Raw genomic sequence first — 26,702 nt, forward strand, 5'->3', positions numbered from 1 at the left:
GCCTCCTTTGGCAGCGGGCTCATTTCAGGCGGGGATAGGTTGCATGCGGATTGTCGATCATGATCTTGCGCACGAGATCGGGGGACAGACCTTCGGGCAGCGCGTCTTGGTCGTCGAACTGCCAGTGCGGATAGTCCGTGGAGAATAAGACCAATTCGTCCGACTGCATATGATCAAACAGGCGAATTAATGTCTCGGGTTCCGGCGGCGCATCAAATGGCTGTAACGAGAAGCGGATGTTGCTGCGCACAATCTCCAGCGGTGCGCGATCGACCCACGGCGTTTCCATCCGCACCCCGCGCCAGAACTTGTGCAGCCGCCAGAGATAGGGCGCGATCCAGGACACGCCGGACTCCAGCATCACCATTTTCAGCCGCGGATATTTGGCGAACACGCCCTCGACGATCAGGCTGGTGAGCTGGGTCTGGAACGCCTGGGCCTGCCCGACATAATCCTCGATGTGATAGGACCCCCAGCCCACGGCGGTCGGCGGATTGTGATAGGCGGAACCGGCGTGGATGCCGACCGGGAGTTCCAGACGTTCCGCGGCCTCATAGATCGGCCACAGCGCGCGCTTGCCGAGCGGCGTATCGCCCATCACCAGCATCAGCACCTGCACGAAGCGCTTGTCCTGTGCGCAGCGCTCGATCTCGGCAATGGCTTTCTCGACGCTTTGCGTGGGAATCACGATGGAGCCACGCAACCGCGCCTCGCGATCGAGCCATTCCTTCGCCAGCCAATCGTTCAGCGCGCGGCAGAAGGCCGCCTGCATGTCCTCGGAGAACACCATCTGCACGCCATACAGCGGATTGCAGATGGCATGCTTGAGCTGGAAGGGATCGAGCACGTGGCGCTGCATGGCCTTCAGACTCTCGCCGGGCTTGCCGGTCTCGGGGCGCCAGTCCGGCCGCGCGGTGATCGGCGAGTTCTGCGGATAGGATTGCGAGATAAGGTCGACCATGCCGCGCGTCGTCACCTGATCGCGCCAGTAATCGTTCAGGTACGGCAGCAGGCTGGTCAGATGCGGCACGGCCGGATGCACGTCGCAATCAATGCCGCCGGCGATCAGGGATGCCATCACGTCTCCCTTCTCACGTTTCCTCGCATGTCTCTTCTTCTCCCGCCATTCAAGCAGGCCTGCTCGTCGCCCGCAACTCGGCCAAGCGTCCTGTCATATGCTAGGAAGGCTGAGCTCGGTTGCGAAGGAATGAGGGGTTACGAAATGAAAGAGCTCGTCGGCATTGCGGAACAGGTCGCGGCCAAATTGATCGCGCGCAAACAGACCATTGCGGTTGCCGAATCCTCCGCCGGCGGCTTGATCGCGGCCAGCCTGCTCGCGGTGCCCGGCGCATCCGCCTATTTCCTTGGTGGCGCGGTGGTCTATACCCGCGATGCCAGGCGCGTGCTGATGGATATTTCGGACGAAGGAATGAAGGGCTTCCGGTCCTCGTCGGAGCCCTATGCGCAATTGCTGGCCGAGCAGATTCGCAGCCGCTTTGGCTGCGACTGGGGCCTGTCCGAAACCGGCGCCGCCGGCCCCACCGGCAACCGCTACGGCGATGCCGCCGGCCACAGCTGCATGGCAGTGGCGGGACCGGCGTCAGAGGTGATGACGCTGGAGACTGATAGCAATGACCGGCTCGGCAACATGCAGGTGTTTGCCGCGACGGCTCTGAAGTTGTTGTTGAGGAAGCTGGAGGGGTGACGCTAGCTGTGCGGACGAAGTTAGCCAGGACAAGCTCACCACAACACTGCTGTCATGCCCCGCGAAGGCGGGGCATCCAGTACGCTGCGGCCGATCGATTGAACAACAACCGTCTCGGAGTACTGGATCGCCCGGTCAAGTCGGGCGATGACGACCTAATATGACGCGACAGCTACCTTCGCAAATGCCGCATGAAAATCCGCACCACATAGCCCGGGAAGCGCGGCGCTTCGTCGTACAGATCCGACGCGATCCGCTCGATGCTCTCGCGCAGCGACAGGAACTGCGCCTGACGCGCGCTGCTTTCGGTGCCCTGCATGCCCGCGAGCTCGTCCATCGCGGCGTCGCTGATCTGGCACTGCACGACCTCACCGTCGTTCAGCATGGTGAAGCGAAAGGCCAGCCGTTCCAGATCATGGCCAATGATCTTGTCGCGCGTGAGCGGCATCCAATTGTCCCGTTCGCGCCCCCGAACGGGACAATGCTGAAAATCTGGCGCCCTGTCACTATCGGAACCAAAGGACATGGCTATCATCTGAAGCCGTCAGCAGCACGGCTCGCTGAGCCGGCTGCGCTCCAGCCTCAGTAGACGAGCGCCGACCCTGTCGGCTGATCCAGTGCCGCAGCCAGCGATCTATACTCCTGGCAATCGGTTCCGCAGATCGACGCAATTCGACCGAGGTGATAGAGCGCTTGCTCACGATTGCCGCGCTCGAGCTGCCACAATCCATAATATTGCCACGTCAGCACGTGGTTCGGATCGGCCTTCAATGCGCGCTCGTACCAGGCCTGGGACTGCTCGTAGTCGCCGAGCTTGCGATAAGAGTAACCGATCAGGTTGGCGACGTTCGGATGGTCGTCATGGCCAAGCGACTTCAATTGCGCGATCGCGGCAGCATAGTCGTTGCGCTCGTAGATGGTGTCATAGGCCATACGGTAGCCGGCCGCGAATGCGGGATCGCCGATGCTGGACTGGTTGTTCGGCTTCTTGCCCTTGTGTGTGGACTTGGCGCCCGGGCGCTTCGGATAGGTTGGCTGCGGCTTCTGATCCGAATAGGTGCTGCCAAACGGATCCGTGCCGGGGCCGCCGCCACCGCCTCCGCCACCGCCGCCGCCGCCTCCTGCGGCAAGGGCCGGCGGGCTCAACGATGCTGCCGCAAACGTACCAAGCGCGACGAGTCTGATCATTGCTGTGATCATGTCTGTCTCCTGTACTGCTTCGAGCGACCCCGGACGAGGTGATAACCCTGCCTTGGCGGCAATATTCCAGGTGCTGCGTTCACGGAGACGTCAGCGTTCGTACGACAGCTCTGTTGCCCTTTACTGAAATGCAACTTCCGCAAAGCTGCGGAGCTTGCGCGAATGCAGCCGTTCCGATTCCTGCTGCTTGAGCCGCTCCAGCGCCTTCAGGCCGATCTCGAGATGCTGGCCGACGCGGCGGCGGTAGAATTCACTGGCCATGCCGGCCAGCTTGATCTCACCGTGCAGCGGCTTGTCGGAGACGCACAGCAGCGTGCCGTAGGGCACGCGGAAGCGGTAGCCGTTGGCGGCAATCGCAGCCGATTCCATGTCGAGCGCAACCGCGCGAGACTGCGACAGGCGGCGGATCACCTCCCGCCCGGAGATCTCCCAGTTGCGGTTGTCGACGCTCGCGACCGTGCCCGTGCGCATCAGGCGCTTGAGCTCGAAACCTTCGAGCCCGGTGACGTCCTCGACCGCCTCCTCGAGCGCGACCTGCATCTCGGCCAGCGCCGGGATCGGCACCCACAGCGGCAGCTCGCGGTCGAGCACATGGTCCTCGCGCACATAGCCGTGCGCGAGCACGTAGTCGCCGAGGCGCTGCGTGTTGCGCAGGCCCGCACAATGGCCGAGCATCAGCCAGGCATGCGGCCGCAGCACCGCGACGTGGTCGGTGACGTTGCGCGCATTGGACGGACCGGTGCCGATGTTGATCAGCGTGATGCCGCGATAGCCGGGTGCGACCAGGTGAAAGGCCGGCATCTGCGGTACGCGAGCCGGCGCGGTGCCGCTGATGGCGCCGCCACTGTTCGTGATCACGTTGCCCGGCGCGACGAAAGCATCGAGCCCGGCTTCGCCGGACTGCAGCCGCAGCTGACACGCTTGCGCGAAGGCGTCGACATAGAACTGATAATTGGTGAAGATGACGAAGTTCTGGAAATATTCGGGATCGGTGCCGGTGTAGTGATAGAGCCGGCGCAGCGAGTAATCGACGCGGGCGGCGCGGAACAGGGACAGCGGCTCCGGCGCGCCGGGCTGGAGCTCGAAGGTGCCGTCGGCGATCGAATCGTCCATCGTCGCGAGATCGGGTACGTCGAACGCATCGCGGAGCGCGCGTGTGACGGAAGAATTCTCGCTGGTGGTGATGGCGGCTTCGATATTGATGTCGCGGCGATAGGCGAAGTGGATCGGGATCGGTTCGGCGGATTCGCCGATCTCGACGGGCACGCCGTGGTTCTGGATCAAGAGGCCGATCTGCTCGGTGAGATAGCTGCGGAACAGATCCGGCCGCGTCACGCTGGTTTCATGCACGCCGGGTCCGGCGACGAAGCCATAAGCAAGACGCGAGTCCAGCCGCGCATGCGTCGCGGTGGTGAGACGGACAAAGGGATAATAGGCGCGCACCCGCGTCGTGATCGCTTCGCCACCAACATAGGCCTCGAAACGCTCGCGCAGGAATTTCGTGTTGCGCTCGTAGATTTCCTCGAGGCGGGCAACGGCGAGGTCCGCGTCGGAGAAGGATTTGGTGGCGATGGAGGGTGGAGATTGCATGGTTCGACCGCCGGATTGTTTGGAGCTTGAGTCGAACTATAGCAAAGAAGGCGGTGCCGTAGGGTGGGCAAAGCGAAGCGTGCCCACCAATATGCGCGTCGTAAGAAAGGTAGGCACGGCGCGTTGCGCCTTTGCCCACCCTACGAGACTGCCCAGACTGCTTGCCCTCGCAGTATAGCAAACCGACAGCCAAGTCGTCATTGCGAGCGCAGCGAAGCAATCCAGAACTCTCACCGCGGAGACAGTCTGGATTGCTTCGCTGCGCTCGCAATGACGGGGAAGATGACGCGCTTTCGTGCGTCACTTCTCGCGGAACGCCCGCATCAGCTGGTCGTGAAACGGCTTCATCAGATAGGACAGCATGGTGCGGTCGCCGGTCTGGACGAAGGCTTCCACGGGCATGCCGGGAATCAGCTTGACGTCGCCGAGACGGGCGAGCTCCTCGGCCGGCATCGAGACGCGGATGGTGTAATAGCCTTGGCCGGTGCGCTGGTCGGTGGTGACGTCGGGCGAGACGCGGCTGACGAGGCCGTTGAGCTCTGGCGTGGTGCGCTGGTTGAACGCGGACAGGCGCAGCAGCGTCTTCTGGCCGATCTGGAGCTTGTCGATGTCGACCGGATTGACCTTGGCCTCGACCTGCAGATCGTCGGCCTGCGGCACGATCAGCATCAAGGTATCGCCGGCGGTGATCACGCCGCCGATCGTGTGCACCGTCGATTGCAGCACCATGCCGTCCTGCGGCGCGCGGATGTCGACGCGGCGGAGCTGGTCTTCGGCCGCGACCTTGCGCTCGATCAGCTCGCCGATCTTGTCGTTGGTCTCGCGCAGGTCCTTGGAGACCTCGCTGACCACGTCCTTGTCGATCTGGATGATCTGCAGCTCGGTCTCGGTGATCTTGCCCTTGGCCTGGGCGCGCGAGGCGATGTACTGCGCGCGCTCGCCGTTGAGACGGGCCGAGTCGCGCTCGAGCTGGGTCAGGCGCGAGATCTGCACCAGACGCTTGTCGTAGAGCTCGCGCACGCCGGTGAGCTCGTTCTGCACCAGCGCGATCTCCTGATCCTTGGCCTTCTCCTGGGCGCTGAGGCCGGCGATTTCCTCGTTGAGCTGCGTGATGCGCTCGCGAAGCTGCGCCTTCTGCCCGGTGCGGCCGTTGACGCGGACCTCGAACAGCTTGGTTTCTGCGGCGAGCAACGCCTTGACGTCGGGATCGCTCGCACGCTCGATGAGGGTTTGCGGGAATTCGATCCGGTCGAGCCCGCGTTGCTCGGCTTGCAGTCGCGCCGCACGCACCTGCGCGGCGTCGAGATTCTTGGTGACGATGGCAAGGTTGGCCTTGGTGACGGTGTCGTCGAGGCGCACGACGATGTCGCCGGACTTGACCAGGTCGCCGTCGCGGGCGCGCACCTCGCCGACCACGCCGCCGGTCGGATGCTGCACCTTCTTGACGTTGGATTCGACCACGATCTGGCCCGGCGCGATCAGCGCGCCCGAGATCAGGACGGTCGAGGCCCAGCCGCCGAGGCCGACGACCAGGACCACCACGATCGCGAGGCCGAGCATCAGGTGAAACTTGATGGAGTCGCGTACGGTCTTCTTCGCGGCCGCCTTCGTGCCGCCGATGGCCATCGTGCTCATGGCTTTGTGCTCATGGTTTGGCCACTCCGCCTTCGCTGACGATCTTGATCGGGGCCGGCGGCGTTACCCGCGGCTGCAGCACCTGGGCGAGCACCTGCTCCTTGGGACCAAAGGTCTGCATGCGGCCGTCGCGCAGCACCAGGATCTGGTCGACCGCCTCGACGCCGATCGGCCGGTGCGCCACCACGACGACGATGGCCCCGCGCTCGCGCGCCGCGCGGACGGCGCGGGTCAGCGCCTCGTCGCCTTCGGTGTCGAGATTGGAATTGGGCTCGTCGAGCACGATCAGGAAGGGGTTGCCGTAGAGCGCGCGCGCCAGCGCCAAGCGCTGGGCCTGGCCTGCGGAGAGCGCGGCGCCCTGCTCGCCGACCTGCGTGTTGTAGCCCTCGCGCATCTTGATGATCATCTCGTGCACGCCGGCCTCCTTGGCCGCGGCGATGATCGCCTCGGAGGTGGCCTCGGGATCGAACCGGCTGATGTTCTGCGCGATGGTGCCGCCGAACAATTCGACGTCCTGCGGCAGATAGCCGATGTGGCGGCCGAGCGCGTCGCTCGACCATTGATCGAGCGCCGCGCCGTCGAGCCGCACCTTGCCGCGCACCGGCTGCCAGACACCGACCAGCGCGCGGATCAGCGACGACTTGCCGGAGCCGCTCGGGCCGATCACGCCGAGGCCGTTGCCGGCGGTAAGCGCGAAGGTGACATCCTGCACCACGAGACGCTGATCGCCGGGCGGCACCATGGCGACGCCTTCGACCGAGAGCCGGCTGGTCGGCGCCTGCAACTGGGTCGGCGTCGCCTGCGCCGGCATCTGCTCCAGCAGGCGCGTCAGGCGATGCCAGCTCTGCCGCGCCGCGACGAAGGATTTCCAGTGCGCGATGGCAAGATCGACCGGCGCCAGCGCGCGGGCGGACAGGATCGAGCCGGCGATGATGATGCCGGCGGTCGCCTCCTGGTGGATGACGAGATAGGCGCCGACCGCGAGCACGGCCGATTGCAGCATCATGCGCAGCACCTTTGCGACCGCGCCGAGACCACCGGCGACGTCGCTCGCCCGCTGATTTCCGGCGAGGTATTTTTCGTTGGCCTCGCTCCAGCGCTGGTTCATCCGGCCGGCCATCCCCATCGACACCATCACTTCGGCGTTGCGGCGGCTGGCCTGGGCGAGATCGTTGCGCTGGGCGGCGAGGCCCATCGCCTCCTTCGCCGGCTGGCGGGACATGAACTCGGTCACCAGCGTCAGCCCGACCAGGATGACGGCGCCGACCAGCGCGGTGACGCCGATCATGACGTGGAAGGCGAAGCAGATGGCGAGATAGAGCGGCAGCCAGGGCAGGTCGAAGAAGGCGCTCGGGCCCATGCCGCCGAGGAAGGAGCGGACATTGTCGAGATCGCGCAGCGGCTGCAGGCCCTCGTTGCGGCTGCCGACCAGCAGCGGCAGACGCACGATGGTGTCGAACACGCGCTTGTTGAGGGCCTCGTCGAGCGAGGTGCCGATCCGCCCCAGGATGCGGTTGCGGATCATGTCGAGCACGCCCTGCGCCATGTAGAGGAAGCTGGCGAGGATGATCAGGCCGACCAGGGTCGGGATGCTGCGGCTCGGCAGCACCCGGTCGTAGACCTCCAGCATGAAGATCGACCCGGTCAGATAGAGCAGGTTGATCATGCAGCTCATCAGGCCGACGCCGATGAAGGCCGTGCGACAAGCGCGCAAGGCATCACCGAGCTCCGAACGGCGGACGCCAGGGATGGCTGCCATCAGTCTGATCTCTTTCGGCTAAAGGGCAAAGCCCTGATTTCAAAGGCGATTCAAGGAGTACTCGCCTCGGATTAACATCTGTTTTCCAGCCGTCCGACACGGCCGAATTTAATCCGCGGCCTGATGGGCCACATCTACCCCCGACAGCCGTCCGCGCAAGTCCGGAATTTCACAGGCTTGCGGCTTTTTCTTGCAGGCTTTCAGCCGCTTCCGGGAAAGGTGCGGCTCGAGTTCCACTCAGCCGAAGGCGGGGCTAGAGCCGGCCCCCGCCGCGCACCAGCCGGACCACCAGCAGCAGGATGACCGCGCCGATCGCGGAATAGACGATCTCGGAGATCAGGCCGGTGCCGAGGCGGATTCCAAGCTTTGGAAACAGCAGGCTCGCCACCAGCGCACCGCAGATGCCGATCACGATGTCGCCGATAATGCCGAACCCGGCGCCCCGGACGATCTTGCCGGCGAGCCAGCCGGCGACGAGGCCGACGAACAGGATGACGAGCAGGCCTTCGTTGGAAATGTACATCTGTGAGGTCCCTCTCCGCGAACGGAGCCATGGAACGGGAACCGGGATGAATGGGGTGTGAATGCTGGGAACGCTGGCGCCGCCCGCTTCAACTCATCCGAACTACGACCCCATGGTGACCGGTTCCGCCAGGACACATCTGGCCGCCCGACCTGGCCCCACCTCGACATTCCCGGGCAATCGCTCCAGGCAACGCGGCTCGGCCAGCTTGCAGCGGGGAGCGAACGAGCAGTTGTGCGGCTTCTCGGCCAGCGACGGCGGCGTTCCGGGGATGGTCTCCAGCCGCTGGCCCCGCTTGGCGCCGTGGATGGTGGAGGCGAGCAGGCCCTTGGCATAGGGATGCACGGGCGAGCGGACGATGTCGCGCAAGGTCCCCTGCTCCACGATCTGGCCGGCATACATCACCGCGACGCGGTCGCAGATCTCGATGGCGACGCCGATGTCGTGGGTGACGAAGATGACGGACATGCCGAACTCGCGCTGAAGCTCGCGCAGCAGCAAGAGGATCTGGATCTGCACGGTGGCATCGAGCGCCGTGGTCGGCTCGTCCGCCAGAAGGATTTTTGGCCGGCAGGCCAGCGCCAGCGCAATCATGGCGCGCTGGCGCATGCCGCCCGACATTTCGTGCGGATAGGCGTCTAACCGGCGCTTGGCCGAGGGAATACGCACGACCTCTAACATTTCGAGCGCGCGTGCGCGTCCTTCCGCAAAACTCTTGCCTTCATGGCGCACCACGCTTTCGGCGATCTGCGCGCCGATCTTGTAGACCGGATCAAGCGCCAGCGCGGGCTCCTGGAAGATCATCGAGACAGTCTGGCCGCGGAACGACGAGAGCTCCTCGTCGTTCATCGCGAGCACGTCGCGGCCCATGACATTGACCGTGCCGGAGATCTGCGTGCGCTTCTTCGGCAGCAGCCGCATCAGCGCACGCAAGGTCACGCTCTTGCCCGAACCGGACTCGCCGAGCAGGCCCAGCACCTCGCTGTTGCCGAGCGAGAGGCTGAGGTCGTTCACGGCGTAGACCGTGCGCTCGCCGGTGAAGCGGATGTTGAGGCCTGAGATCTCGACGAGGTTTGTCATGACGGCAGCTTCGGCAATCGGTCGTGATAGTCGGTGGCGCGCTGGAAGGCGGCGCCGATGGTGAGGAGGGTCGCTTCATCGAAAGAGCGGCCGATCAGCTGCATGCCGACCGGCAGGCCGGCCTTGGTAAAGCCCGATGGAATGGTCAGAGAGGGCAGGCCCAGGAAGTTCACCGGGCGGGTGAACAGCGTGAGCCGCTGCAACAGCGCCGGCGCGTTCGGGCCGCCGCCGACGTCGCTCTCCTCGATCGTCGGCGCCGGCACCGGGGACGCCGGCGCGATCACCGCATCGACGCCTGCCGTCGCGGCATTGTGGGCCGCGAGCGCCGGCCCGCGCCAACGCATCGCCTCGATATAGGTGATGGCGGGAACGGCCAGGCCGTTCTGGAGGCGCATCAATGTCTGCGCGCCGTAATCCTGCGAACGCTCGATCAGCCAGCGCTTGTGGAAGGCGGCGGCTTCAGCGGCCAGCACGAGCTGGCTCGCCGCCTGCAATTGCCGCTGGTCCGGCAGCTCGACCTTGACGATGTCGGCGCCCTCGCGCTTGAGCACCGCAATGGTCTCGTCGAGCACGCGCGCGACCTCGCTGTCGAGATCGTCGACATAGTAAGTCGCGGGCACGCCGATCTTAAGGCCGTTCAGGGATCCCTTGGTCGCGGCGACGTAGTCCGAGAGAGGCTCGAGGCTCGCGGTCGGATCCTCCGGATCCGGGCCGGCCGTCAACGCCAGCAGCAGCGCGCAATCCTCCGCGGTGCGGGCGAGCGGGCCGACCGTGTCGAGCGATTGCGACAGCGGCATGGCGCCGGCGCGGCTGACGCGGCTCCAGGTGGTCTTGAGCCCCGTGACACCACAGAAATGCGAGGGCATGCGGATCGAGCCGCCGGTGTCGGAGCCGAGCGCGGCATAGGTCAGGCGCGCTGCGACCGCCGAGCCGGAGCCCGAGGAAGAGCCACCGGTGATATGCGCCACGTTCCAGGGATTGCGCACCGGGCCATAATGGCTGTTGTGCCCGGTCGCACCATAGGCGAACTCGGCGAGATGCAGCGTGCCGAGCCGGATTTGGCCGGCGTCCTTCAGCCGCTGCAAGGCGGTGGACGTGACGTTCGGCACGAAATCGCGGCGGATCAGCGAGCCGCAGGTCGCGACGTGGCCGGCATCGTAGTACATGTCCTTGTGCGCGAGCGGCACGCCATGCAGGGGACCGCGGACATTGCCCTTGGCGAGCTCCGCATCGGCGGCATCCGCCGCTTTCAATGCCGTCTCGGCCTCGATCGACATGAAGGCGTTGAGATGCGGCTGCCACTGCGCGATGCGCTGCAGCAGCGCGCGCGTCGCTTCGTGCGAGGACACCTGCTTCATCGCGATCGCACGCGCGACCTCGGTGAGCGTCATCAAGGCGGGCTCACGGCTCATTTCGACACCTTCTGCGTCTGCGTGAGCACATAGGTGGCGGGCTCCAGATCGAACGGCAGCGTGCCGGCGATGGCGGCGAAGCCTTCGAAGGCGGGGCCGATGGCGTTGGAGATGCGGGTCGCGATCTCGTCGTCCACAGGCACGCCGGCGACATGCGCGATCGGCTTGATCTCTTTCGGTGTCGGTCTCGTCATGCGGTTTCTCCCCTGGGGGCACGGCTATGGCCTGAACCCGGTATCGCCATGTAGCACGCGGCCTCGTGACCCATATTATCCAGCGCCGTGAGCTTTGGTGTCGCATTTGCGCAGAGCGGCTCCGCAAACGGGCAACGGGTGTGGAAACGGCAGCCGGAGGGCGGATCAATCGGATTGGGCGGATCGCCCGTGATCGGCGGCGTCTCGGTGCGGCTATCAGGATCGGACGACGGCATGGCGGCGAGCAGCGCCCGGGTGTAGGGATGCGCCGGGCCGTCCCAGACCTGGTCGACCGGGCCGAGCTCGACGACCTCGCCGAGATACATCACCAGCACGCGGTCCGAGATGTAGCGCACGACGTTGAGGTCGTGGCTGATGAAGAGATAAGTGAGACCGAATTCGCGCTTGAGATCGGCGAGCAGGTTGAGCACCTGCGCCTCGACGGATTTGTCGAGCGCCGAGACGGCCTCGTCCAGGATCACCAGCCGCGGCGACAGCGCCAGCGCGCGCGCGATGTTGACGCGCTGGCGCTGGCCGCCGGAAATCTCGTGCGGATAACGGTTGGCGAAGTTTTCCGGGCGCAGGCCGACCTTGCCGAGTAGCTCACGCGCCAGGTTGCGCGCCGCGCCGTCGGCCATGCCGTGAACCTTGGGGCCGAAGGCGATGGATTCCTCGATCGTCAGGCGCGGATTGAGCGAAGCGTAGGAATCCTGGAACACCATCTGCATGCCGCGGCGCAGCTCGCGCAAGCTCAGCGACTGGCCGACGCTCATGCCGTCATAGATGATGTGGCCGTCATCGCGCGGCATCAGGTGCATCAGGAGGCGCGCGGTGGTGGACTTGCCGCAGCCGGATTCCCCGACGATGCCGACGGTCTCGCCCTTGGCGACGGAGAAGGAGACATTGTCGACGGCACGCACGGTGCGCTTGGCGGCGAACAGTCCGCCGCGCACAGGAAAGTGCTTGGTCAGGCCGTTGACCTGAAGCAGCGGCTGCGCGACGCCGCCGCGGTCCTCGACCGGCTCGAGCATGGCGGCGGAGGTGTTGGTTTCGCTCATGGCCGTTGTCCTTCACCTCTCCCCATCGGGGAGAGGTCGGCGCGCAGCGCCGGGTGAGGGGGCGCGGCAGACTCGGTGGAGCGTAACCCCTCACCCGGATTGCATCTTTCGATGCAATCCGACCTCTCCCTCCGGGAGAGGTGGGGCACCACCAGCGCCGAGGCAGTTTGCATTTCCATCATCATCGCTAATTCCTGATGTCCATGGCGCTGCGCAGGCCGTCCGAAAGGAGATTGAAGCAGATCGAGACTGCGAAGATCATCGCGCCCGGCAAGGCCGCGACCCAAGGGTTGACGTAGATCGCGGTGCGCAGGGTGTTGAGCATCAGGCCCCATTCCGGCTCCGGCGGTTTTGTGCCGAGGCCGAGGAAGGAGAGACCGGCTGCCAGGATCATCGACACCGAAATCAGGCTGGTGGCATAGACGAAGATCGCGCCCAGCACGTTGCCGAGGATGTGGACGCGCATGATGGTGAAGGCGCCCGCGCCGGAGGCACGCGCCGCCTCGACGAAATCCATGTTGCGCACGCCCGTGGTGACGCTCTCGGCGACGCGGGTGATCTGCGGCACGAACACGATGGTGAGTGCCACGATGGAGTTGAGGATGCCGGCCCCGAGCGCGCCGGAGATCGCGATCGCCAGCAGCACCGATGGGAAGGCATAGAACACGTCCACCGTGCGCATGATCGCGGTGTTGAGCTTGCCGCCGACATAGCCGGCAATGATGCCGAGCGAGGTGCCGATGCAGAAGGCCAGGATCACCGGCAAAATGCCGATCACCAGCGACAGCCGGCCGCCATAGATCAGCCGCGCCAGCATGTCGCGGCCGAGCTCGTCGGTGCCGAGCGGATAGCCTGTGGTGCCGATGTGGCGGAGGCGGCGGATCATGGAGCCCTTGTAGGGGTCTTCGAGACCGAGCCACGGCGCGAGGATCGCGGAGAGGAAGATCAGCAGCAGCACCAGCGCGCAGGCCATGCTGACCTTGTCGCGCATGATGCGGCGGCCGACGGTCGCCCAATAGCCCCGCGCCTTGGTGGCGGGCGCAGCCTGCAGCGCGGCATCGGCCGTGGCGGACAACGGAAGCTCGCTCATCGGCTGGCTCCCGGTGGGTATCGGTGTGGTCGGTGCGAACCACGGGCTCGGTACACCTCTCCCGCTTGCGGGAGAGGTCGCGCCGCAGGCGCGGGTGAGGGCTTTCGCCTCTTGGGCGTTCCCGATTGCGGAGACACCCTCTCCCCAACCCTCCCCCGCAGGCGGGGGAGGGAGCGCACAGTTTGCGTGGCGACAGCTGGGCTCATTCCATCAGCCCCGCTTGATGCGCGGGTCGATCGCGGCTTGGGCGATGTCGACCAGCAGATTGAGGAACACGAAGAACAGCGCCAGGATCAGGATCGTGCCCTGCAGCAGCGGCAGGTCGCGCTGGAAGATCGCGGAGTTGAGCAGGAAGCCCGAGCCGGGCCAGGAGAACACGGTCTCGATCAGGATCGAGCCGCCGAGCATATAACCCAACTGGAGGCCCATCACCGCGAGCGCGGTGGGCGCGGCGTTCTTGATGACGTGACGGAACACGCCGCGCTCGTGCAGGCCTTTTGCGCGCAGGGCCTCGACGAAATCTTGGCTGAGAATGTCGCCGGTGAGCGCGCGTACCGTGCGGGTGACAATGCCCATTGGGATCACCGAGGTCGTGATCGCCGGCAGCACGAGGTATTTGAGGTGCGCCCAATCCCAGGCCCAGGAGTTGGAACCGCTGGGCCCGGCGCCGACCGCGGGCAGCCAGTTCAGCTGGACCGAGAAGATGATGACCAGCAGCATGCCGAGCCAGTAATGCGGCACCGAGACGCCGGCGATGGCAAAGGAGGTCGCGACCTTGTCGATCCAGGTCTCGCGGAAATAGCCGGCGATCAGGCCGAGCAGGATGCCCATGGTGAAGCCGATGATGGCGGCAGCAATCGCGAGCGTGACGGTGTTGCCGACCGCACGCATGACCTCGGCCAGCACCGGGCGCCCGGTGGCGATGGAATTGCCGAGATCGCCATGAAGGGCACGCACCAGCCACAAGCCGAACTGCACCGGCAGCGGCCGGTCGAAGCCATAGGCGGCGCGCAGCTGCGCGGCGAGCTCCTGCGACGCATCGGCCGGCAGCACGGCGACCAGCGGATCGCCCGGGGTGATGTGCACGAGCAGGAAGCACACCAGCGCGACGCTGATGACGATCGGGACGACGTAGACAATGCGTCTGGCGGTATAGGCGAGCACGTTGTTTCTTTTTCTTCCCTTCTCCCCTTGTGGGAGAAGGTGGCGCGAAGCGCCGGATGAGGGGTTCTGTCCGCGGAGATTATTGCATCGATGGAAGGGTCAGCTCCCGCGGAGAGAGACCCCTCACCCGGCTTCGCTAAAGCGAAGCCACCCTCTCCCACAAGGGGAGAGGGTGCACCGAGTACGTTGCTAGTGCCGCACTAATTCATCGACACCGGCGAGAAGTCGATGAACCAGCTCTTCGGCTGCACGACGCCTGTCACCTTCGGGCTCATCGCGCGCGGGCCGACGTCGTGGGCGACGTAGAGGAAGGCGGCGTCATCGACGGAGGCGGCGTGCAGTTCGGCGAGCGCGGCGTCGCGTGCGGCGGGATCGAAGGTCTGGCGCGCCTTCTTGACCAGCTCGTCGAACTTGGGGTTGTTGATGAAGCCCCAATTGTTCGAGACCGGCGGCGCCATACCAGATTGCAGGAAGCGCACCAGCGCGAAGAACGGGTCCATCGCCGCATAGGTGACGTTGGTCGCGTGCGAGCCGTTGGCACTGGGATCCTTGGCGCCGCGGCGCCAGTTGGTGAACAGCGTATTCCATTCGATGACGTCGAGCTTTACGTCGAAATAGCACTCGGCCAGCGCCTGCTGGAGATACTCGTTCATCGGCAAGGGCTGCATCTGGCCCGAGCCGGACGCAGACGTCTGCGTCTTTACCGTCAGCTTCTTGTTGGGACCGTAGCCCGCCTCCTGCATCAACTTTTGCGCGGCCGCCTTGTCGTACTTGATCTCGAAGCTCGGCTTGCCGCGCCAGGGATGGCCGGGCTCGAAGGTACCTGACGCCGGCACCATCAGGCCGGCGAGCAGGCCGTCCTTGAGGCCTTCGCGGTCGACGCAGAGGTTCGCCGCCTTGCGCACCCGGATGTCGTTCCAGGGCGAGCCCTCGACGCGGGAGAACTGCCACGGCCAGACGTGCGGCTGCTCATTGGCGTAGAGCTTGAAGCCGCGCTGCTTCAGTTCGGGCAGCGCGTCCGGCGCCGGTGCTTCGACCCAATCGACCTGGCCGGACAGCAGCGCCGCGGTGCGCGCGTTGGCTTCCGGCATCGGCAGGAGCACCATCTTGTCGATCTTGGGCAAGCGATCCTTGTTCCAGTAGCTCGCGTTCTTGACGAGCTCGAGCCGCTCGCGCGGGGTGAAGCTCGCCATCTTCCACGGGCCGGTGCCCGAGGCGTCCCTGGCGAATGCGGTCCATGCGGCTTGCGACTTCGCCTTGGCGTCGGCACCTTCGGCCTTGTCGTAGAAGGCCTGCCACTTCGCCGGGCTCGCCATGAACAAATTGGTGAGGTTGATCGGCAGGAAGCTGTCGGGCTCCTTGGTGGTCAGCTCGACGGTCATGTCGTCGATCTTCTTTGCGGAGGCCAGCGTCGGCATGCGCGAGGCCGTGACGCCGACCTGGCTGGCGTCGAACTGCGGCGCATCCTGCTTCAGCACCTTCTCGACGTTCCACACCACGGCGTCGGCGTTGAACGGCGAGCCGTCATGGAAGGTGACGCCAGGGCGCAGCTTGAAGGTCCATTTGGTCTTATCGGCATCGTCGACCTTCCACTCGGTGGCAAGGCCTGGGATCACCACGCTGGGCTTGTCGGCGGAGGACAGGTCCCAGCTGGTCAGCGCGTCATACATGGTGAGGCCGGTAAAGCGGTTGCCCTCGAACCCCTGATCGGGCTGGCCGAGCGTGCGCGGAATATCGGCAGCCGTCATGCCGATGCGCAGCACCGTTTCCGCAGCGACCACGCGCGGCCATGCCGCCGCGCTGCCAAGCGCCAAGAGCGCGATCAGCGCCGCCCGTGTCTTCTTGTTCTTGATAAGCATCGCCTCGATCCTTCTTCGGCTTCCGATGATTAATTTTGATGCAATCGTATGCAATGGCTATGCCAAGGAGAAACTTTTTCTGCAGATTGCTCCTGCGACGACAAGTCCTTGTGATCGATTGAAGACAGAGCAGCCCGGCTGCCTATTCTGGCATCAAGATTGCAGGTTTGGCCCCGAATCTCCTGGGAGCTTTGGGCCATGCGTATTCGTCTATCGACCTGTCTCGCCGTGCTTGCGCTGGCAGTTTCCGCGATCTCGGCGCGCGCCGAAACCGTTGTGCGCTACGGCATCTCGATGGCGGACATTCCGCTCACCACCGGCCAGCCCGATCGCGGCGCCGGCGCCTATCAGTTCACGGCCTACACGATCTACGATCCGCTGGTGGCCTGGGAGATGGACGTTGCCGATCGCCCCGGCAAGCTGGTGCCGGGCCTCGCCACCGAATGGAAGGTCGACGATGCCGACAAGACGAAGTGGCGGTTCACCCTACGCAAGGGCGTGAAGTTTCACGACGGCAGCGAGTTCAACGCCGATGCGGTGATCTGGAATCTCGACAAGGTGCTCAACGACAAGGCGCCGCAATTCGACAAGCGGCAGAGCGCGCAGGTGAAGACCCGCCTCCCCTCCGTCGCCAGCTACGCCAAGATCGACGACTTCGCGGTGGAGATCACCACCAAGACGGTGGATTCCTTCTTCCCCTATCAGATGCTGTGGTTCCTGGTCTCGAGCCCGGCGCAATACGAAAAGCTCGGCAGGGACTGGGACAAGTTCGCCAGCCAGCCCTCCGGCACCGGTCCATTCAAGCTGACCAAGCTGGTGCCGCGCGAGCTCGCCGAGCTCAGCAAGAACCCGGACTACTGGAACAAGAAGCGCATTCCGAAGGTCGACAAGATCGTGCTGGTGCCGATGCCGGAAGCACTGACGCGCACCAACGCGCTGCTCGCGGGCCAGGTGGACCTGATCGAGACGCCGGCGCCGGATGCCGTGCCGCAGCTGAAGGCGGCCGGCATGAAGCTGGTCGACAACGTCACGCCGCATGTCTGGAATTATCACCTCAGCGTGCTGCCGGGCTCGCCCTGGACCGACATCCGCCTGCGCAAGGCGCTGAACCTTGCGATCAACCGCGACGAAGTCGTCGGCCTGATGAACGGCCTTGCCAAGCCCGCCAAGGGCCAGGTCGACCCGTCGAGCCCGTGGTTCGGCAAGCCCAGCTTCGAGCTGAAATATGATCTCGCTGCCGCCAAGAAGCTGGTGGAGGAAGCGGGCTATTCGAAAGCAAAGCCGCTGAAGACCACCTTCATCATCGCGCAAGGTGGCACCGGCCAGATGCTGTCGCTGCCGATGAACGAATTCCTGCAGCAGAGCTTCAAGGAGATCGGCATCGAGATCGACTTCAAGGTGGTCGAGCTGGAGACGCTCTATACGCATTGGCGCAAGGGCGCGGCGGACGAGATGAACGCCGGCATCACCTCCAACAACATCGCCTATGTCACCTCGGATCCGCTCTACGCCATCGTCCGCTTCTTCCATTCCGGCCAGATCGCGCCGGTCGGCGTCAATTGGGGCGGCTACAAGAACCCGAAGGTCGACGCGCTGATCGACGAGGCCAAGCAGACTTTCGACAGCACCAAGCAGGACCAATTGCTGGCGCAGGCGCACGCGCTGATCGTCGACGACGCCGTGCTGGTCTGGGTCGTCCACGACACCAATCCCCACGCGCTGTCACCGAAGATCAAGCAGTTCGTGCAGGCGCAGCACTGGTTCCAGGACCTGACGACGATCGGGGTGGAATGAGCAACAGGCAAGGGTGGGCATGGCGCTTTGCGCCTTGGCCCACCCGCAACACCGCGCGACGCGGGATCACCGCCCCTTGGTCGGGATCTTGTTGTACGGCACGTCCTTGTCGACGCGGATATCGCCCGGCAGGCCCAGCACGCGCTCGGCGATGATGTTGCGCAGGATCTCGTCGGTGCCGCCGGCGATGCGCATCGAGGGCGAGGACAGCAGCATCTGCTGGAATTGACCCTGCGCCGTTTCCTCGTCGTTGCCGGTGAGAACACCGGCCGCGCCCTGCAGGTCCATGGCGTAGGTCGCGATGTCCTGCAGCATCATGCCCGAGACCAGCTTGCCGATCGAATTCTCCGGGCCCGGCCGTTCGCCCTTCGACAAGGCGGAGATCGTGCGGTAGCTAGTGTATTTCAGCCCGTTCGACTTGGCCGCCCAGCTCGCGAGCTTCGAGCGCACGGCGGGATCGTCGATGGCGAGGCCATCCTCCAGCATCAGGTTCGAGCAGAGCTCGAACATCTCGGGCACGCCGGTCGCGAGCCGCGCGCCGATCGACATGCGCTCGTTCATCAGCGTGGTCAGCGATACGTTCCAGCCGTCGCCGACGGCGCCCAGCCGCTGGCTATCGGGAATCACGACGTCGGTAAAATAGACCTCGTTGAACTCCTGCATGCCGTTGGCCTGCTTGATCGGCCTGACCTCGACGCCGGGGCTCTTCATGTCCAGGAAGAACATGGTGAGGCCCTTGTGCTTGGGCACGTTCGGATCGGTGCGCGCGATCAAAAGGCCATAGTCGGAATAATGCGCGCCCGAGGTCCAGATCTTCTGGCCGTTGACGACCCAATTGTCGCCCTTCTTCTCCGCGCGCGTGCGAAGCCCCGCGACATCGGAGCCGGCCGACGGCTCGGAGAACAGCTGGCACCAGATCTCCTCGCCCGACGCCAGCTTCGGCAAGTAACGGCGCTTGGCCTCCTCGCTGCCGAACGCCATCACGGTGGGGCCGCACATGCCCTCGCCGATCTGGAACGGCTGCGTCAGCTTGCCGTAGACGCCTTCCTCCTGCTGCCAGATCACCTTCTCGATCGGCGTCGCGCCGCGGCCGCCATATTCCTTCGGCCAGTGCAGGCAGGCCCAATTGCCCTCGAACTTCTTCTTCTGCCAGGCCTTGCCGACATCGACGATGTCGTGATTGGCAAGGCGGATGCGGCCGAGCGAGGACTTCGACAGCTCGGCATGCAACTCCTTCGGCGCATTGGCCTCGACCCATTTGCGCGCGGTCTCGCGGAATGCGGCTTCCTGCGGGGTGTCGTCGAAATTCATCTTGGAACTCTCCTCTCTGGTGCCCCGGACGCGGCGCAGCTGCGTAGGGTGGGCAAAGCGAAGCGTGCCCACCGCCTTCCCTCGATAGATTACGTGGGCACGGCGCGTACCGCGCCTTTGCCCACCCTACGATTTCAGCCTCTTCCCTTCGTCGGGATCTTGTTGAACGGCACGTCCTTGTCGACCCTGATATCGCCGGGCAGGCCCAGCACCCGCTCGGCGATGATGTTGCGCATGATCTCGTCGGTGCCGCCCTCGACGCGGGTACCCGGCGCACGCAGCAGCATGGCCTGGAAACGGCCGGCCAGCTCACCATCTTCGCCGCTGACGACGCCGGCCGCGCCCTGCAGATCCAGCGCGTAGGTCGCAACGTCCTGGATCATGGAGCCCGCCACCAGCTTGCCGATGGAGTTTTCCGGCCCCGGCCGCTCGCCTTTCGACAGCGCCGAGATCGCGCGCATGCTGGTGTATTTCAGCCCGCTTGCCTTCACCGCCCAGTGCGCCAGCTTCGAGCGCACCGCGCGATCCTCGATCGCCGGGCCGTCGTCGAGCATCAGGCTGGAGCAATACTCGAACAATTCAGGGAAACCGGTCGAGACGGCCGCGCCGATCGCGCTGCGCTCGTTCATCAGCGTGGTCAGCGACACGTTCCAGCCGTCACCGACCTCGCCGAGGCGCTGATGGTCGGGGATGCGCACGTTCGTGAAATAGACCTCGTTGAAATCCGAGGCGCCGCTCGCCTGCTTGATCGGTCGCACCTCGACACCCGGACTCTTCATGTCCAGGAAGAACATGGTGAGGCCCTTGTGCTTGGGCACGGTCGGATCGGTGCGGGTGAGCAGGATGCCGTAGTCGGAATAATGCGCGCCCGAGGTCCAGATCTTCTGGCCGTTGATCACCCAGTCGTCGCCGTCCTTCTCCGCGCGCGTGCGCAAGCCCGCAACGTCCGAACCGCCGGCCGGCTCGGAGAACAGCTGGCACCAGACCTTCTCGCCGGAGGCGAGCGGCGGCAGATAGGTGCGCTTATGCTCCTCGCGCGCGAACGCCATCATGGTCGGCCCACACATGCCGTGGCCGATGATGAACATGCGGGAGAGCTGGCCGAACGGCCCCTCCTCCTGCTGCCAGATCACGCGTTCGATCGGCGAAGCGCCGCGGCCGCCATACTCCTTCGGCCAGTGCAGGCAGGCCCAGCCGGCGTCGGCCTTTTTCTTCTGCCAGGCTTTTGCGACCTCCAGAATATTGGCGTTCTTGAGCACGGTGCGGCCGAGCGAGGATTTGCGCAGCTCGTCCTCGTATTGCCTGGGCGCGTTCGCGCTGATCCAGGCGCGCGCCGTGGCGCGGAACTCGGCTTCCTGCGGGGTGTCGTCGAAGTTCATGGCAACTCTCTCGTCTTTTCGTAGGGTGGGTTAGCCGAAGGCGTAACCCACCTCTTTGGTTTCTTCGTCGACAGAAGAGGTGGGTTACGCCAATCGGCTTGCGCTTTGCGCAATCCGCTCGGCTAACCCACCCTACGCACCAATCGTTACGCCGCGTTCTTCTTCCGCATCCGGTCGATCAACTGGTCTTCCCAATAAGACAAGCTGCCCAGTCCCAGCGCCATCGCATTGGCCCGGCGATAGTACATGTGGCAGTCGAACTCCCAGGTAAAACCCATTCCGCCGTGAACCTGGATGTTGTTCTTGGCGCAGTGCTGGAACGCCTGTGTCGCGCTGATGCGCGCAGCGGCGGCAGCTTCCGGCAGCTCGGCCGCATTGGTCGAGAGCGCCCAGGCGCCGTAATAGCTGTTGGAGCGCGCCAGCGTTGCCGACACGTACATGTCGGCGAGCATGTGCTTGACGGCCTGGAAGGAGCCGATCTGGCGACCGAAGGCGATGCGGTCCAGCGCGTAATCGCGGCCCATCTCCAAGGCGCGATCAGCACCGCCGACCTGCTCGAACGCGCACAGCACGGCGGCGCGGTCGAGCACCTGGGTGAGGATGCTCCAGCCTTCGCCCGCAGCTCCCAGCGGCTCGGCTTTGGCGTCCTTGAAGGTGATCTCGGCCTGTCCGCGGGTCGGATCAAGATTGGTGAGGCTCTTCACGTCGACGCCGCCGGCTTTGAGATCGACCAGGAACAGCGAGATGTCGTTGTCGCGCCCGCTCGATCCGGTGCGCGCGGCGACCACCGCGAAGTCGGCGATGCCGCCGTCGGCGACCGGCTTCTTGACACCATTGAGCACCCCGTTCGCGGCCGTCAGCCTGACGTTCTTCGGCGACGGATTGCCCTTGCCCTCGAACAGCGCCAGCGTGCCGATCGCCTCGCCGGCAGCAACCGCCGGCAGCCACTTCTTCTTCTGCGCGTCGCTGCCCGCGATCAGCAGCGCTTCGGCGGCGAGGTACACGGTCGAGGAGAACGGCACCGGCGCATTGGCCCGCCCCATCTCCTCCGCGATCACGCACAGCTCGAGATGACCCGCACCCGCGCCGCCGAACTCTTCCGGAATGGCGACGCCGAGAAAGCCCATCTCGGCGAGGCCCTTCCATAGCTCCTTGTCGTAAGGCGCCTTGCCGTCGAGCACGACACGCACCGCCTTGGGCGAGCATTTTTCCGCGAGGAACTTGCGCGCCTGGTCGCGGAGCTGCTTTTGATCGTCGGAGAAATCGAAGTTCATGGCGGGCTACCTCTTATTGTTTGTCGCTTGTATTGATGCCGTCATTCCGGGGCGCCGCGTAGCGGCGAGCCCGGAATCCATTTCGCCGCGCCTATGCGGCTTGATGGATTCCGGGCTCGCGCTGCGCGCGCCCCGGAATGACGAGTTGAGAGAGCGGTGCATCATCGCAGCACGATCACATCTTCACCCGGCGTGTCCGCATACAGCCGCTCCACCAGCGCGGCGCGGCGTTCGAGGCCGGCGCGCTGGTTGATGTAGCCCTTGTCGGTGAGCTCGTTGCCGTCGATCGAGGGCGGCTCGACCATCAGCATCGCGCGCGCGATGACCCGGCTGCTGGCGCCTTCGCACTCCCGGTTGTGGGCTTCCAGGCCGCGCCTGAAGCAGGCGATCACCTCGGGGTGCTTCACCGCATCGGCAAAGCCCAGATCGGGGTTGCCGGCGAGCTGGCGGCAGGCGTGCAGGTTCGGCCAGGCCAAGAGGCCGATGAACGGGCGGTCCTGACCCGCGACCAAGGCGTCGTGCACGACCGGCGTTGCGGCTGCGATCGCATCGGTCCGCAGCGAGCCGACATGAACGAACGTGCCGGTGGTGAGCTTGAAGTCCTCCACCACGCGACCGGCAAAGATAATGCCTTGCACCGGATCGGAATCGTCGACGAAGATTCCGGCATCGCCGATGCAGTAAAAACCTTCCTCGTCGAACATCTTCTTCGTCAGCTCCGGCTGACCGAAATAGCCAGGCGTGACGTTGACGCCGCGCAGCCGCAGTTCGTATTTCGAGCCGCACGGCACCATCTTCAGATCGACGCCGGGGAACGGCAGGCCGATCAGGCCGACGCGCTCGGTGTCCCAATAGGTGCCGGTCGAGGTCGGCGCGGTCTCGGTCGAGCCCCAGCCGGTATAGAACACGATGCGCTCGCCGGTGGTCTTCACCGCCAGCGCCTGCATGCGCTCATAGAGATCGTCAGGCAGGCGCGCGCCGCCATAGGCCATGATCGAGAGATTCTTGAAGAAGGAGCGGCAGAGCGCATCGTCCTTCTCCATGGCGGCGGCGAGCGCGGCGTAGCCGGCGGGCACGTTGGCGTAATAGGTCGGCGAGATCTCGCGCAAATTGCGCAGCGTCTCCTCGAACTGGCCCGGCATCGGCCGGCCGTCGTCGATATAGAGCGTGCCGCCGTCGACCAGGATCGGGTGGAACGCGGCATTGCCGCCCATGGTGTGGTTCCAGGGCATCCAGTCCAGCATGGTCGAGATCGGCCCGTTCGGATCGCGCGGCCGCACCTGCATCATCATCGCCGCATTGGCGCACATCATCTCCTGCGTGTTGATGACGGCCTTGGGCATGCCGGTCGAGCCTGACGTGAACAGCAGCTTGCCGACGGTCTGCGGCGTGATCTTCGCGATCGAGGCCTCGACATCAGCGGCGACAGGCGTGGCCGCAAGCTCGGCGAAACTGATGCTCTTGATGCCATCGCAGGGCCGCGCGACGTGAACGACGGTGACGCCGCTGAGGTCGAGTGCTTTCAGCGCCTTCTCGAAGGTCGGGCCGTCCTGCACCATCAATACGGCCGGCTTGATCAGGTCGAACAGGTATTTCAGCTTGACGTGATCGTGGCTCATCAACGAGTAGGCCGGCGACACCGGCGCTGCCGGGACGCGCGCCTGCATCGCGGCCTGCGTCATCAGCGCATGCTCGATCGAATTGCCGGAGAGGATCGTCACGGGCCGGCCGTCGAGCTTGAGATTGAGCAGGCCTTGCGTCAGCGCGTCCACGATGCGCTTGGCTTCGCCATAGGACACCCTGCGCCATTCGCGGTTCGGACCGCAACGCTGCGCCAGCCAGATGCGCTCGGGTGCTTCCTTCGCCCATTTCGCCAGCGAGGCCGGGATGTGCTTCTCATAAGGCTGCAGCGGAATGCGCGACTTCAGCACCACCGTGCCGTCGCCGCGGCGCTCGACCTCGATGTCGCGCGCGAGCCACTGGACCTTGCGAAAGGCGGGCTTCGTCATTACTGCCGCCGCGCTTCCACTCATTTTGCGTCTCCCGGAATTATTGTCCTTTGCGGATCTTGATCGTTCAGCGCCTGATATAGACAGGCTTTCGCTTCTCAAGGAAGGCCCTGATGCCTTCCGAAAACTCTTCCGAGCGGCTGCACAGGACCTGGTTGCGATCCTCCATCGCAATCGCCGCTTCGAGCGAGCCGGCATCGACGTTCATGTTGAGACATTCCTTGGATAGCCGCAGGCCCACGGGCGAGGCCGTCATCATCGCCTCGACATAAGGCGCGGCCGCGTCATCGAGCTTGTCCTCGTCCACGACCTCCGAGACGAGGCCGACCGCGAGCGCGCGCTCCGCTCCGATGAAGCGCCCGGTGAGGATCAGCTCGGATGCGACGGAGACGCCGACGAGGCGCGGCAGGAAATAGCTGGTGCCGATGTCGCAGCCGCCGAGACCGAGCTTGATGAAGGCGCAATTCATCCGCGCCGATCTCGTCGCGATGCGGATGTCGGAGGCCAGCGCCAGCGCAAAGCCGCCGCCGGCGGCCGCGCCCTGCACCAGCGCCAGGATCGGCTGCGGGCAGCGCCGCATCAGCATCACGATGTCGGCGATGCGGCGCTGGGAATCCAGCGACTCCGTGACGCCGGGCGGCTCCTGCTGTCCGGCCCGGCGCGCCATCGCGGTTTTGAGATCGAGGCCGGCACAAAAATTCTTGCCGGCGCCCTTGAGCACGACGACGCGGGTGTCGCGATTGCGCTGCAGGCCTTGGAAATAGGCGTTGAGCGCATCGATCAGCGCGGGATCGAGCGCGTTGAGGAGCTCGGGCCGATTGAGCGTCACCCGGTCGACGCCGTCGTTGTGCTCGATCAGCAGCGGTTGGGACATTGGGCCTCGCACTTTCTTGCCACACGAAGACCGTCTCTCACCCTCCCCTGGAGGGGGAGGGTCGGCTCACATGGAGCGCAGCGGAATGTGAGACGGGGTGGGGTGACAGTCTCTCCGCGTCGAGACTGCCCGAGTGGAGAGATCACCCCACCCCGCTCGCGCTTCGCGCGATCGACCCTCCCCCTCCAGGGGAGGGTAAGTGCGCCGCTTACCTTGGCGCCATGCGGATGGCGCCGTCGAGACGGATGGTCTCGCCGTTCAGCATCGGGTTCTCGACGATGTGCACCGCGAGCATGCCGTATTCGGCGGCGTCACCGAGACGCGAGGGATGCGGCACCTGGGCGCCCAGGCTCTTGCGGGCCTCTTCGTTCAAGCCCATCAAGAGCGGCGTGAAGAACAGGCCGGGCGCGATGGTGTTGACGCGGATCTTCTGGCTGGCGAGATCGCGCGCGGCCGGCAGGGTCAGGCCGACGACGCCGCCCTTCGACGCCGAATAGGCGATCTGGCCGATCTGGCCTTCGTAGGCCGCAACCGAGGCCGTGTTGATGATGACGCCGCGCTCTTCGCCGACGGGCTCGATCGTGACGAGGCGCTCGGCGAACAGACGCAGGCAGTTGAAGGTGCCGATCAGGTTGACGTTGATGATGCGCGCGAACTTTTCGAGCGGGTAGACGCCGTCGCGGCCGACGATGCGCTGGGAGCCGCCGATGCCGGCGCAGTTCATCAGCACGCGGGCAACGCCGTGCGCAGCTTCCGCTTTCGCGATCGCGGCCTTGATCTGCTCCTCGCTGGTGACGTCGGCATGCAGCGCGACACCCTTCACTTCGGCGGCGACCTTCTCGGCGTTTTCCTTGCTCTGGTCGATCACGCCGATCTTGGCGCCCTTGGCCGCCATGGCGCGGGCGGTCGCGGCACCAAGGCCCGAACCACCGCCGGTGATGAGAACGGCTACGTCTTTCAACTGCATCGCGTGTACCTTTCCTTGAGCGTTTCTTCTCTAGACTTGAAGTGTCGGCCGGACTATCCGGCTGCGGCGGCTTCCTCGGCTTGCGTGAGGATGCCGCCGCAGATCAGCGTTTCCATGTGCTTGATGTATTGCCGGCAGACATCGTCGGTGACCGGGCCGACGCCGGTCGCGCGGGACATCGCGTGCCGGCCGAAGAACAGATGATCGCAGGCACCGATCAGGCTGGTGTAGAACAACACCGGATCGGTCGGGCGGAATTCGCCGCGGCTGACGCCCTCTACCAGCAGGCGGCGGTGGAAGTCCAAGAGCGGCGCAACGAAGAACTTCGAGACTTCATCGGCAGAACTCGCGCTGGTCTCGTGCAAGAGATAGTGGATCAGCCGGTTCATGTAGGGGAACCGGTGATAGGCGCGGATGATGCCGGCGATATGCAGCTTCAGCTTCGCCGTCGACGTGATCGGCTGCGCCAGCAGATATTCGAGATTGGACATCTCGGTCGCCGCGTCCCGCGCCAGCAGCGCCAGCAACAGGCCATCCTTGTTGCCGAAGTGATATTTGACTAGCGCGGCGTTGGCGCCCGACTTCTGCGCGATGTCGGACAGCGAGATCTCGATCGAGGAGCGTTCGATCATCAGCTCGCTCGCGGCCACTAGCAATTTCCCTGCCGTGGAATTTTTCCCGCCGGGGAGCCTGTTCGGTACGCTGGTCGCCACGGAGATCCCTGTTTGGCCGCTGGAAGCGGGGCGCAGATAAGCGCAAGCAGCGCCTCATCACAAGAGTTAATTGATCGATTGACTAAACGATCTCCGGTCCCTTAAATCCGAC

General features: G+C 65.0%; 23 protein-coding genes. 2 read left to right on the forward strand and 21 right to left on the reverse strand.

What is annotated here, in order from left to right; genetic code table 11:
* Positions 1 to 19: 19 nt before the first annotated feature.
* A complete protein-coding gene (locus tag XI05_RS25615) occupies positions 20 to 1,078 on the reverse strand; it encodes an amidohydrolase family protein (protein WP_271506999.1) in 1,059 nt (352 codons plus the stop codon).
* Positions 1,079 to 1,222: 144 nt separating this feature from the next.
* On the opposite strand from XI05_RS25615, the gene XI05_RS25620 reads away from it, so the two are divergent.
* Complete coding sequence (locus tag XI05_RS25620; RefSeq protein ID WP_271507001.1) at positions 1,223 to 1,705, forward strand: CinA family protein; 483 nt, start codon at positions 1,223 to 1,225, stop codon at positions 1,703 to 1,705.
* Positions 1,706 to 1,877: 172 nt separating this feature from the next.
* Here the strand turns inward: XI05_RS25620 and XI05_RS25625 are convergent, their stop codons facing one another.
* From XI05_RS25625 to XI05_RS25685, 13 genes are all read right to left on the reverse strand, one after another.
* Complete coding sequence (locus XI05_RS25625) at positions 1,878 to 2,153, reverse strand: DUF1488 family protein (protein WP_271507003.1); 276 nt, start codon at positions 2,151 to 2,153, stop codon at positions 1,878 to 1,880.
* A 134-nt stretch (positions 2,154 to 2,287) separates the two neighbouring features.
* A complete protein-coding gene (locus XI05_RS25630) occupies positions 2,288 to 2,905 on the reverse strand; it encodes a tetratricopeptide repeat protein (RefSeq protein WP_271507005.1) in 618 nt (205 codons plus the stop codon).
* A 120-nt stretch (positions 2,906 to 3,025) separates the two neighbouring features.
* Positions 3,026 to 4,495, reverse strand: coding sequence for an AMP nucleosidase (locus XI05_RS25635; protein WP_271507007.1), 1,470 nt, complete (start codon positions 4,493 to 4,495; stop codon positions 3,026 to 3,028).
* A 300-nt stretch (positions 4,496 to 4,795) separates the two neighbouring features.
* Complete coding sequence (locus XI05_RS25640; RefSeq protein ID WP_172787024.1) at positions 4,796 to 6,130, reverse strand: HlyD family type I secretion periplasmic adaptor subunit; 1,335 nt, start codon at positions 6,128 to 6,130, stop codon at positions 4,796 to 4,798.
* 10 nt (positions 6,131 to 6,140) lie between these two features.
* The gene (locus XI05_RS25645) at positions 6,141 to 7,889 is read right to left on the reverse strand and encodes a type I secretion system permease/ATPase (RefSeq protein WP_271507009.1); all 1,749 of its coding nucleotides are present in this window, start codon (positions 7,887 to 7,889) and stop codon (positions 6,141 to 6,143) included.
* Positions 7,890 to 8,142: 253 nt separating this feature from the next.
* Positions 8,143 to 8,412, reverse strand: a complete 270-nt coding sequence (locus XI05_RS25650) for a GlsB/YeaQ/YmgE family stress response membrane protein (RefSeq protein WP_197950346.1) — start codon at positions 8,410 to 8,412, stop codon at positions 8,143 to 8,145.
* 102 nt (positions 8,413 to 8,514) lie between these two features.
* The gene (locus XI05_RS25655) at positions 8,515 to 9,492 is read right to left on the reverse strand and encodes an ABC transporter ATP-binding protein (RefSeq protein ID WP_271507010.1); all 978 of its coding nucleotides are present in this window, start codon (positions 9,490 to 9,492) and stop codon (positions 8,515 to 8,517) included.
* Positions 9,489 to 10,904 carry an amidase gene (locus XI05_RS25660; protein ID WP_172787021.1) on the reverse strand — a complete coding sequence of 472 codons (1,416 nt, stop codon included), beginning with the start codon at positions 10,902 to 10,904 and terminating at the stop codon, positions 9,489 to 9,491. The genes XI05_RS25655 and XI05_RS25660 overlap by 4 nt, the downstream gene beginning before the upstream one ends.
* On the reverse strand, positions 10,901 to 11,098 hold the full coding sequence (locus tag XI05_RS25665; RefSeq protein ID WP_271507011.1) for a hypothetical protein: 198 nt from the start codon (positions 11,096 to 11,098) through the stop codon (positions 10,901 to 10,903). Before XI05_RS25665 ends, XI05_RS25660 begins: the two co-directional genes overlap by 4 nt.
* Positions 11,095 to 12,156 carry an ABC transporter ATP-binding protein gene (locus XI05_RS25670; protein ID WP_271507012.1) on the reverse strand — a complete coding sequence of 354 codons (1,062 nt, stop codon included), beginning with the start codon at positions 12,154 to 12,156 and terminating at the stop codon, positions 11,095 to 11,097. Before XI05_RS25670 ends, XI05_RS25665 begins: the two co-directional genes overlap by 4 nt.
* 187 nt (positions 12,157 to 12,343) lie before the next feature.
* Positions 12,344 to 13,246 (reverse strand): ABC transporter permease, encoded by a 903-nt coding sequence (locus XI05_RS25675; protein WP_057028343.1) that lies wholly within the window; start codon positions 13,244 to 13,246, stop codon positions 12,344 to 12,346.
* A 210-nt stretch (positions 13,247 to 13,456) separates the two neighbouring features.
* A complete protein-coding gene (locus XI05_RS25680) occupies positions 13,457 to 14,410 on the reverse strand; it encodes an ABC transporter permease (RefSeq protein ID WP_271507014.1) in 954 nt (317 codons plus the stop codon).
* A 200-nt stretch (positions 14,411 to 14,610) separates the two neighbouring features.
* A complete protein-coding gene (locus XI05_RS25685; protein WP_271507017.1) occupies positions 14,611 to 16,269 on the reverse strand; it encodes an ABC transporter substrate-binding protein in 1,659 nt (552 codons plus the stop codon).
* Positions 16,270 to 16,467: 198 nt separating this feature from the next.
* Here XI05_RS25685 and XI05_RS25690 point away from each other — a divergent pair, with 198 nt between their 5' ends.
* A complete protein-coding gene (locus tag XI05_RS25690; protein ID WP_271507019.1) occupies positions 16,468 to 18,063 on the forward strand; it encodes an ABC transporter substrate-binding protein in 1,596 nt (531 codons plus the stop codon).
* 66 nt (positions 18,064 to 18,129) lie between these two features.
* On the opposite strand, the gene XI05_RS25695 is transcribed toward XI05_RS25690, so the two are convergent.
* The 7 genes from XI05_RS25695 to XI05_RS25725 form a co-directional block, all read right to left on the reverse strand.
* Positions 18,130 to 19,374, reverse strand: a complete 1,245-nt coding sequence (locus XI05_RS25695; protein WP_271507021.1) for an acyl-CoA dehydrogenase — start codon at positions 19,372 to 19,374, stop codon at positions 18,130 to 18,132.
* A 134-nt stretch (positions 19,375 to 19,508) separates the two neighbouring features.
* Positions 19,509 to 20,753: an acyl-CoA dehydrogenase gene (locus XI05_RS25700; protein WP_271507022.1), complete on the reverse strand. Its 1,245-nt coding sequence runs from the start codon at positions 20,751 to 20,753 to the stop codon at positions 19,509 to 19,511.
* Between the two features lie 146 nt (positions 20,754 to 20,899).
* Positions 20,900 to 22,027, reverse strand: coding sequence for an acyl-CoA dehydrogenase family protein (locus XI05_RS25705; protein ID WP_271507023.1), 1,128 nt, complete (start codon positions 22,025 to 22,027; stop codon positions 20,900 to 20,902).
* Between the two features lie 161 nt (positions 22,028 to 22,188).
* A complete protein-coding gene (locus XI05_RS25710; RefSeq protein WP_271507025.1) occupies positions 22,189 to 24,060 on the reverse strand; it encodes an AMP-binding protein in 1,872 nt (623 codons plus the stop codon).
* Positions 24,061 to 24,103: 43 nt separating this feature from the next.
* Positions 24,104 to 24,910 (reverse strand): enoyl-CoA hydratase/isomerase family protein, encoded by an 807-nt coding sequence (locus tag XI05_RS25715; RefSeq protein WP_271507027.1) that lies wholly within the window; start codon positions 24,908 to 24,910, stop codon positions 24,104 to 24,106.
* Positions 24,911 to 25,118: 208 nt separating this feature from the next.
* The gene (locus tag XI05_RS25720; protein ID WP_128939966.1) at positions 25,119 to 25,877 is read right to left on the reverse strand and encodes an SDR family NAD(P)-dependent oxidoreductase; all 759 of its coding nucleotides are present in this window, start codon (positions 25,875 to 25,877) and stop codon (positions 25,119 to 25,121) included.
* Between the two features lie 53 nt (positions 25,878 to 25,930).
* Positions 25,931 to 26,509, reverse strand: a complete 579-nt coding sequence (locus tag XI05_RS25725) for a TetR family transcriptional regulator (protein ID WP_271507029.1) — start codon at positions 26,507 to 26,509, stop codon at positions 25,931 to 25,933.
* Positions 26,510 to 26,702: the final 193 nt, after the last annotated feature.

Origin of the sequence: Bradyrhizobium sp. CCBAU 11357 (assembly GCF_028128865.1) — a bacterium.
In the GTDB taxonomy this organism is placed as follows: Bacteria; Pseudomonadota; Alphaproteobacteria; order Rhizobiales; family Xanthobacteraceae; genus Bradyrhizobium.